This is a genomic window from Brevibacillus reuszeri, assembly GCF_002897295.1.
Lineage (GTDB): Bacteria > Bacillota > Bacilli > Brevibacillales > Brevibacillaceae > Brevibacillus > Brevibacillus reuszeri_A.
The window spans coordinates 1-9,493 of record NZ_BEXF01000053.1; the positions used below are offsets into that span (position 1 = coordinate 1).

Below are 9,493 nucleotides of genomic sequence, written 5' to 3' on the forward strand. Positions count from 1 at the left end.
CTTTTCTTTTCGGATCATGCGATCCAAAAACCTATCCGGTATTAGCATAAGTTTCCCTATGTTATCCCAGTCTGAGAGGCAGGTTGCCTACGTGTTACTCACCCGTCCGCCGCTAGCCTCCGAAGAGGCTCGCTCGACTTGCATGTATTAGGCACGCCGCCAGCGTTCGTCCTGAGCCAGGATCAAACTCTCCAATAAAGTTTGTTGCTGGTTCAAAGCTGGCAAATCATTTAATGATAGACTCATTAACGCTTTCGCTGTTCAGTTTTCAAAGAGCATTTTGTTTTGCGCCCGTTCTTTAGGCGACTTTCCTAGTATATCTCATCGCGATCATCTTTGCAAGAGTTTTTTTCAAAAGCTTTTCTCTCGCTCAGCGGCGACAATTCAATACTTTATCAAACAGCTACTAAGAAGTCAACACTATGTTTTTCGTTTTCTTCTTGCTAGTATGCCTCTTCTCGAAGCGACAAGATGTATCTTATCACGTCCATCGTACGAATACAATACCTTTTTGTATTTATACTAAACTTTTTTAAATGAAATAAAAGAGCGCAAGTAAACTCGCGCCCTTTCACTACTTATTGCTCTAATACTCTCGCTATCGATAAATGGCGAGTATCCACCAAATTAATGATTCTTCCCCCCGTCTCTACCATTGGTCGAGTCGGTTGATTTCGATCTGTAAATACAATCTTGCCAATGGTCCCATCGCTTAGCTCAACCACAGTTCCTACAGCAAATTGCGTAATTCCCTCTACAAAAGTCCGAACGATAGTAGGGTCGAGCTTCCCAAAGCTGTCTTGAACAAGCTGTTCAACAACCTGATAAGGAGAAAGAGCTTTTTGATGAACACGATCTGAACACATAGCGTGGTATACGTCTGCTACCGCTGTGATCTTGCTGTACAAATGCAGCTTCGAGCCCGGTAGTCCCAATGGATAGCCAGATCCGTCTTCTCTCTCATGATGCTGTAAGGCCGCCAGCGCCACACCTTCGCTCAAACCATGTGAGGCTTTAATAATCTGATATCCGTACACCGTATGTTTTTTCATTTCTTCAAACTCTTCTGCCGTTAATTTACCCGGCTTCTGAAGAATACGCCGATCAAGCTTCGTTTTTCCGATATCAAGCAACGTTCCTGCTAAAGCAACCTGCATCCACTCTTTTTCAGGCACCTTGGTCCATTTAGCAATCATATAGGAAATGATCCCGACTGCAATCGCATGTTCATACGCATAGCTGTCCAACCGGGAAAAACTGCGCAAGGAAAGCAATACCTCAGGTTGCTTCTGGAACTGCATAACGATCGGAGTAACGACTTCCCGCACTTCCATTACAGGAATGTTATTGCCGCCCTGTACGCGAATCATTAAATTTTTCAGTGTTGAGACTGCTTTATCAAAGGTCTGCTGAAATGAAGTTTTTTCTGGACTGAGCTTCTCATGCACCATATTTTGTTCTTCAGGAGATTGCTCAGTCTGTTGTTCGCCCGGGGATACATTTACATCCTCTATCGGGACCTGCTTGACCATAAATGCATCAAGAATCTCTATTTCCTTTTCGTTCAGGGCGGTTCCTTTTGTAAAAAGAATTCCTCCCAACGAAGTGTATACTTCTTCCGCCAGTTTCGCTCCAATGGTTAGTTGTTTCACTTCCACGATGGGCAAATTGGTCACCATCCGATCCACCATGATTAAAATGATATAGTGTTCTTTTCCCAATTCTACCCTAACTTCAAACCATTTGGCAGGTAAAAAGCATTAGAGAAGCTTATTCTTTTCCTGAAAACGTAAAAAGACGCCCCTTGGCCGGAGCGCCTAATCACACTTTCTTACCTATTCTTCAATTGGATCATTATCATTTGGTTCGTTATTGTCCTGATCCTCTACCAGCTCTTCGGTAGCTTCGTCTTCTATATCTTCATCCTCGTTCGGCGGACATTTGGCTACAGAGCCTACCTGCTCGTTTTCTGAGAGACGAATCAGCTTGACGCCTTGCGTATAACGACCCATTACGGAAATACCCTTCATCTCCGTACGAATGATAACTCCAGAAGTCGTAATAATCATCAGATCTTCTTCTGGCTCTACGACTTTCAAGCCAACTACAGGACCGCTACGTTCTGTTACATTGTGCGTCTTGATCCCTTTACCACCACGCGACTGAATGCGATACTCATCGACTGGTGTCCGCTTCCCGTAACCATTTGCAGTAACGATCAGTACCTCTGCATTCGGTTTGATCACGTCCATGTCGATTACATCATCGTCATCATCTAGGGTAATCCCTTTCACCCCGGTAGCGTTACGTCCCATCATGCGAACGTCGCCTTCATTGAAGCGAACAGACATCCCTTTGTGCGTGCCCATGATAATCTCCTGCTGACCATCCGTCAAACGAACGCCAATCAACTCGTCATCCTCGCGCAGATTGACTGCAATCAATCCACCCTTGCGAATGTTTTCGTATGATTCGAGAGTTGTTTTCTTGATAATCCCTTTTTTCGTTGCAAAGAACAGATAGTGTTCTTCATCAAATTCTTTGACAGGGATTACTGCACTCACACGTTCTCCTTTTTCAATCTGGATGAGATTGATAATTGGAGTTCCCTTGGCTGTTCGACTCAAATCTGGAATCTCATAGCCTTTCAGACGATACACCTTGCCCTTGCTAGTAAAGAACATGATGTAGTCATGGGAATTAGTGATGTACAGATGCTCAACAAAGTCGTCATCTTTGGTACCGAGTCCCTGAATTCCTCTTCCGCCCCGCTTTTGTGCACGGTACGTAGAAACCGGGAGACGCTTGATATATCCATCATGGGTCAACGTAATGACCACATCTTCTTCTGGAATCAAATCTGCATCCTCGATATGATTCTCATCAAACGTGATTACGGTGCGACGAGCATCGCCAAATTTCTCTTGGATTTCGGAAAGCTCTTCGCGAATAATCGCATAGATTTTTCCTTCATCAGCGAGAATCGAGCGCAGCTCTGCAATTTTCACCATTAACTCCTGGTACTCGTTTTCAATCTTTTCCCGCTCCAAGCCAGTCAGACGCTGCAGACGCATATCAAGAATCGCCTGCGCCTGTTCATAGCTCAAAGCGTAATTCGAGATAAGTCCTTCACGGGCTTCTTCTGTCGTTTGCGAAGAACGAATCAAACTGATGATTGCATCGATATGATCAAGCGCAATCCGCAACCCCTCTAAAATATGGGCGCGTGCCTCTGCTTGTTTCAAATCGTACTCAGTTCTTCTGCGGATAATAACACGTTGATGCTGCAAATAGTAATACAGCATATCGCGCAAATTCAGTACACGCGGACGACTATCGACGAGTGCAAGCATATTGACCCCAAACGACGTCTGCATTTGGGTATGCTTAAATAGATTGTTCAAGACAACCTTTGGAATTACGTCACGACGCAGCTCCATAACAATGCGCATGCCTTTGCGGTCAGACTCATCACGCAGGTCTGTGATACCTTCAATTTTCTTTTCGCGCACGAGCTCCGCAATCTTTTCGACAAGTCGTGCTTTATTGACCTGGTAAGGAATCTCCGTTACGATAATGCGCGGCTTTCCTTTATCCTCTTCAATCAACGTCTTCGCACGCATGATAATTGAGCCGCGCCCAGTTTCATAGGCACGACGAATACCACTGTAGCCGAGAATCTCACCAGCAGTAGGGAAATCCGGTCCCTTGATGATCTTCATCAGATCTTGTACAGTAATATCCGGATTGTCGATCATTGCAATAACGCCATCAATCACTTCCGTCAGATTGTGCGGAGGAATATTGGTCGCCATACCTACCGCAATCCCTGAAGCACCATTCAATAGCAGGTTAGGGAAACGAGAAGGCAATACAACTGGCTCTTCCTTACGCCCATCATAGTTCGGAACGAAATCGACCGTTTCTTTATCAATGTCACGTAGGAGTTCCAGCGCGAGCTTGGAAAAACGAGACTCTGTATAACGCATGGCCGCTGCCGGGTCGCCGTCTACAGAACCGAAGTTTCCTTGCCCCTCAACGAGCATATAGCGCATGTTAAAATCTTGGGCCATACGAACCATCGCTTCATAAATCGAAGAGTCACCGTGTGGGTGATAGTTCGCCATAACTTCCCCGACAACATTTGCCGACTTACGGAACGCTTTGTCTGGAGTAAGACCCATGTCATGCATGGCATACAAAATACGCCTGTGTACAGGCTTCAATCCGTCACGAACATCAGGCAAAGCCCGACTGACGATAACGCTCATCGCATAGCTGATGAACGACTCTCTCATTTCTTGGCTAATATCGACTTTGGGAAACCGAGCAGTTTCTTCTGCCATAAAGGGTAAACCTCCAACTGGTTATCACAATACGTTATTATACCATATAGAGAGTGGGCACGTCCAAGAAATCAGGCATGATCAATCGATTCTCCCTATTTCAATTTTATTCCATTACTGTTTGGACATTCACTTATTGTTTGTCATTTGAGCCCCATCTATTCATACAGAAAAAAGCCGAGACGTTTCATGAAGAAAGCGTCTCGGCTGCTTTTGCCTTTTTGGCTTGCCGACTCAAGTATACGATGTAGATAATCAAATATAGGGCAAGCGCAATCAGTGAGTAACGATACATCAAAGCAAAGCTGGTGGCTTTGGCGATCGCGCCCAGGATCATTGCGCCTCCGCCAATCCCCAAATCGAAAGCTGAGAAAAATGTCCCGGTTGCCGCTCCCCTTCTGTTTGGAACCACTCGCTTGATCGTCCACGCTTGCAAGGATGGCTGAACGGAGCCTACCCCGATTCCAAACAGGATTGCCGCCACGATCAGCTCCATTTCTGTCGTGCTGTATGACAAGAGAAGCAAGCCCACACCAAGAATAACCGCGCCCGGCAGCAAGATCCATACCGGCCCCCTGCGATCAAACAGCTTACCGGCCAGAGGACGAACCGCCATCAAAGCAATCGCATTGAACAAGAAGAACAACCCGATATTTTCAATCCCAACCTCGAGCCCAAATAACGTAATAAAGCTGAAAATCCCGCCATAAATAAACCCGATCAATAAATTCAAGAGAGAAGGAAACAGCGCTGCCTTTTCTATCAAGCCGCTCAAAATACTCGTACGTGGGCGCTTCACAGCAGGCAATGCCTTGATGCGAACCAGCCTGGATAAAATCATCGCAAGTACGGTCAAGCCTGCAGATATCGCAAACAGCCAGCCATATCCCCAGTTTTGGGAGACCCAGAGACCGACTAACGGACCAAAGGCCATCGCTAGGTTGCTGAACATCCCGAAGTACCCCATCCCCTCACCGCTACGCTCTGGGGGAATAATGTCAGAGACGATTGTACCGTATGTGGTAGTCACAATCCCCCAGCCTATCCCATGAATAAAACGAATAGCCAAAACCAAAGCCACACTGACCATCCAGTAGTATCCGGATACAGCTAGTAAAAAGATGACCAAGCCTAGCAAAAGAACCGGCTTTCTTCCGATGGTATCCAAAGCCTTCCCGGTAAACGGACGAACAAGCAGCGCCGACACGGTAAACAGGCTGATAACAAGCCCAACAGCGAGTTGATCCCCACCCATATCGGTCACATACACCGGAAGCGTAGGCAACAGCATTTGGAAAGCGACGAACAGCATAAAGTTAGACAGGGCCAAAATTACAAAATCTCTTGTCCATAACGGTTTTATCTCTGACATTGTATACACTCCCATACGACACCGAAGACTCTTATTTATATACAATATCATATATTAAGTTTGAAAAGTCAATGCATGAACTGTTTCTTCCTAGCTTTGATTCAAATGTTTTAACTCCTGCAATGTCTGTTGATAATTTTGTTCCAGACCGATCATGCCGATGCCAGGTGAAAGTATGCAAGACAGCCCCTCCCGAAGCTGCCACATCCCATAACTTTCAAATCCAAATAAAAAAGACACCGACATACTGGCGCCTCTACAATATCTATATCTATTACAGCTTGACGATTGTCTCCATTTCGGAGGATTGAATCGTTATTTTGGCATCTACAAGCAGTCCCAATGCGATAGCTATCATATGAATGAGTTTTCTCATGGTGTATCCCTCCGGTTTGTTGATACCTAAATTGTACAAGCCCAAGTAATTCGCTACCATCGATTTGGCTTGCAGTATCCTTACAATGCTGTAAGCTACACAACCTCCACTTATGTATGAATTCCACTTTCTTTTCCCATACTTTTCTCGCATTTCTTGTCTATCTTTGATGATGTACGAAACAATCATTGAAGGAGTGAAACACAGATGAAAAAAATTCTTTCTGTATCGTTACTAACAGCTAGCTTATTGGCAGGTGGAACAGGCATCATCCATGCTGAAGAGCAACCTGCCCAGGAACAGAAGCTAAATCAAACTCCAGAATATCAAGAACTGCAATCGCTCCTGACGATCAAAAAGGATTTGAATGAAAAACTAAAAGCCCAAACAAGCCAAAACAAAGCCATGTGGGAATCGGTTCGTAGTGGTGTATCAGAGGAAGTACGTGCTGCTGTTAAAAATGTGATGCAGGAAATCAAACCAATCCGCGAAACAAACAAGGCGCTCACGGTGCAACTAAAAGAGGCCAAAGCCGCTAAAGACAAAGCGAAGGTGGCAGAATTGAAAGCTGCTATCGAAGCAAATCATCAAGCAATCAAGAGCAAGCTGACTCCAATCGAGTCTGAGCTTGCGCAGGTCAAAGCACTGCACCAACAGCTAAAAGAGCCGATGGCACAAATTAAACCGATCCGCGAAGCAAAAAAAGCAAACCGCGAAGATGCAACACAAATCAAACAACAGTTCAAAGACAAAATGAAGGTAACCAAGGAAGCCTACAAACATGGCGACAATACGTGGAGTACATCCCTAACAGAAGCGATCGATTTGCTTGAACAGTGGACAGACATCGAAAATGAAATCTTGTCCCAAAAAGCTTCGATTTACGATGCCCTCCAGTAACTATCCTGCATATATGTCCGAACGAAACAGCTCATGCATGGCAGAGCTGTTTTTTTCATGCCCCGTAAAGTATGGGAAAAGTATGGGAATACGGTCTGAATCCCCTGAGGCACTCCCTATCTGTTGTACAATAACAGATGAATCTGAGGTTTTCGGAGGAATGTTATGAGATCCTTTCATATAGCCATCGTCGATGATGACCCTAATATTCGCCAAATTGTAGAAGCTTATCTACAAAAGGAAGGTTACATAACCCATAGTGTAGAATCTGCCGAAGCAGCCATTCATTTAAATGAAACTGCCCCCCCTGATCTATGGGTGCTTGATATCATGCTGCCTGGCATGAATGGATATGAGTTTTGTCGGCGTATTCGAAAAGAATCAGAGACGCCCATTATTATGATTTCGGCTCGTGATGAAGAGGTAGACAAAATATTAGGGCTCGAGCTGGGCAGTGATGATTATTTAACTAAACCTTTTAGTCCACGTGAATTAGTCGCTCGTGTGAACCGGGCGCTACGTCGTTGGGAACGAATGAATAATCGTGGAGAACAAACCTCACCGCTAGTAAATGATCAGCCAGTCAGCAGTTTACTTGTATTGGATAAAGAAAAACGATTAGTATTTTCTCTTGGAGCCGAGGTTGAGGTTACCGCAAAAGAATTTCAGGTCCTTTCGCTATTATCTGAGCATCCCAATCGAGCGTTTTCCCGTGATGAATTACTTACCCTCGTATGGGGCGATGATTACTTTGGTAGTGACCGAGTCGTAGATGATTTGATTCGCCGTATTCGAAAAAAGCTGGACCATCTGCCCTTAGAAACCGTTTGGGGCTTCGGATATCGTTTGCGTATGACAGAAGGGAACCGTGAAGGATGAATCTCCAATCACGCATTACCCTGATGTTTGCTGCACTGCTTATCATTGTGACCGGAATTTCTGCTACCATAATTCACTCTTTCCTCCTGGATAATTTGATTACCCAGCAAAAAAAGGAGCTGACGCTAAAAGGACAGTTTTGGATTGAAAAGATCAAACACTCCGACGAGGCTTTTGAAGCCGAAGACATTGCCGAGCTGGATAAGCTCCTGGTCTCTAATCGCAAAGTAGAAATTCTGCTGCTTGGCAAAAAGAAAAAGGTGCTTTACACGTCTCTCCCCTCATCCAATTTGAATCAATGGCTGCAAGCACTGGAACGTAAAGCAGAAAAACGGACGGATAAAAATATTTGGCTTGTTGGCGGGGATGATTATGTGGTTGTTAGTCTTGGTCTGAAAAATGATGAAAAACAGCGGCTCATTCTTGCATCTCCTGTTCGCGGATTAAAGGAAGTCCGCATGGAGCTTACTGAAAAAATTATCGTCATCCTTTTAATCGGTGTTGGATCGGCTATTCTACTCAGCTTTTTTATCACGAGAAGCATGGTAAGGCCTCTAAGCAGATTGACCAAGGAAATCAAAAAAGTACAGTTTCGCCGTTTCTCTGAGGTCCAATTGGTTCCGGCACGTGGGGAAATTGCTGAGGTATCAGAAAGTGTCTACTCCATGGCGCAGGAGCTGGATCGTTTTCATGAAATTCAACGCCAATTTTTACAGAATGCGTCTCATGAATTAAAGACTCCCCTCATGTCGATTCAAGGCTATGCAGAAGGCATTCGCGACGGTATTTTTGCAGATGACGCGGCGCATAAGGGCCTAGATGTCATTGTTTCCGAAACGAATCGAATCAAGCATATTGTGACTGAAATTACCCTCTTGGCAAAACTGGAGAGCGAAGAAGATTTATTTCATCCTGCGACTCATTCCGCTGCAGATCTAGTCAATCGTGCCGTCGAGCGATTACATCCGATAAAACTCCAACAAAACATAGCTATCGCCATCCGTACTTATGGCGAGGATGGTATCGTCTATGTAGATGACGATAAAATTTTGCAAGCCTTGTTGAATTTAATCGCAAACGGGCTCCGTCATGCAACCGAGCAAATTGAAATTAAAATCCAATCAGGGAAACGCTTTGTGACCATTGAAATAATCGATGATGGAGATGGAATTCCTGAAGATTTGCTCCCTCATCTGTTTCATCGTTTTGTCAAAGGTAAAAATGGAGACGTTGGATTGGGTCTTGCGATTACTCGCGCAATTATCGAGCGCTCAGGGGGAACAATCGAAGTTAAAAACGGAGTATTTACGGGAGCAATCTTTCGCATTACACTCCCTCTTCAGCAACCAGGTAGCCATATATGACACCCGAAGTGTTTCTCTCCTCGGGTGTTCCCTTTTGGCGGCCACAGCTGTATCTGCGCACACAAAAAAACCATCCTTCTCGGATGGCAAGCTCGTTCCTTCAAAACTGGATCTGCATGATTGCTAAGAGTGTGGATAAGTCCTCGACCGATTAGTATTCGTCAGCTCCACGTGTTACCACGCTTCCACACCGAACCTATCAACCTCATCGTCTATGAGGGGTCTTACCAGCTTACGCTGTGGGAAGTCTCATCTT

Annotated in this window: 6 protein-coding genes and 2 rRNA genes; 3 read left to right on the plus strand and 5 right to left on the minus strand. The window is 45.0% G+C overall.

From position 1 onward, the window contains the following. The 4 genes from C3B52_RS34660 to C3B52_RS34675 all read right to left on the minus strand — a co-directional run. Window positions 1–198: ribosomal RNA gene (locus C3B52_RS34660) — 16S ribosomal RNA — on the minus strand; the annotation flags it as partial. A 380-nt stretch (window positions 199–578) separates the two neighbouring features. Then, on the minus strand, window positions 579–1,691 hold the full coding sequence (locus C3B52_RS34665; RefSeq protein ID WP_235615959.1) for an HD-GYP domain-containing protein: 1,113 nt from the start codon (window positions 1,689–1,691) through the stop codon (window positions 579–581). Window positions 1,692–1,835: 144 nt separating this feature from the next. Next, entirely contained in the window at window positions 1,836–4,346 is a 2,511-nt protein-coding gene (gyrA, locus tag C3B52_RS34670; protein ID WP_103110890.1) for a DNA gyrase subunit A, read from the minus strand. A 187-nt stretch (window positions 4,347–4,533) separates the two neighbouring features. Beyond that, a complete protein-coding gene (locus C3B52_RS34675) occupies window positions 4,534–5,733 on the minus strand; it encodes an MFS transporter (protein WP_201264985.1) in 1,200 nt (399 codons plus the stop codon). 568 nt (window positions 5,734–6,301) lie between these two features. On the opposite strand from C3B52_RS34675, the gene C3B52_RS34685 reads away from it, so the two are divergent. The 3 genes from C3B52_RS34685 (at window position 6,302) to C3B52_RS34695 (ending at window position 9,237) form a co-directional block, all read left to right on the plus strand. Continuing rightward, a complete protein-coding gene (locus C3B52_RS34685) occupies window positions 6,302–6,994 on the plus strand; it encodes a hypothetical protein (protein WP_103110893.1) in 693 nt (230 codons plus the stop codon). 165 nt (window positions 6,995–7,159) lie between these two features. Next, window positions 7,160–7,873, plus strand: coding sequence for a response regulator transcription factor (locus C3B52_RS34690; RefSeq protein WP_103110894.1), 714 nt, complete (start codon window positions 7,160–7,162; stop codon window positions 7,871–7,873). Then, the gene (locus tag C3B52_RS34695) at window positions 7,870–9,237 is read left to right on the plus strand and encodes a sensor histidine kinase (RefSeq protein ID WP_103110895.1); all 1,368 of its coding nucleotides are present in this window, start codon (window positions 7,870–7,872) and stop codon (window positions 9,235–9,237) included. Before C3B52_RS34690 ends, C3B52_RS34695 begins: the two co-directional genes overlap by 4 nt. Window positions 9,238–9,368: 131 nt before the next feature. Here the strand turns inward: C3B52_RS34695 and C3B52_RS34700 are convergent. Beyond that, window positions 9,369–9,493, minus strand: a 23S ribosomal RNA gene (locus C3B52_RS34700); the annotation flags it as partial.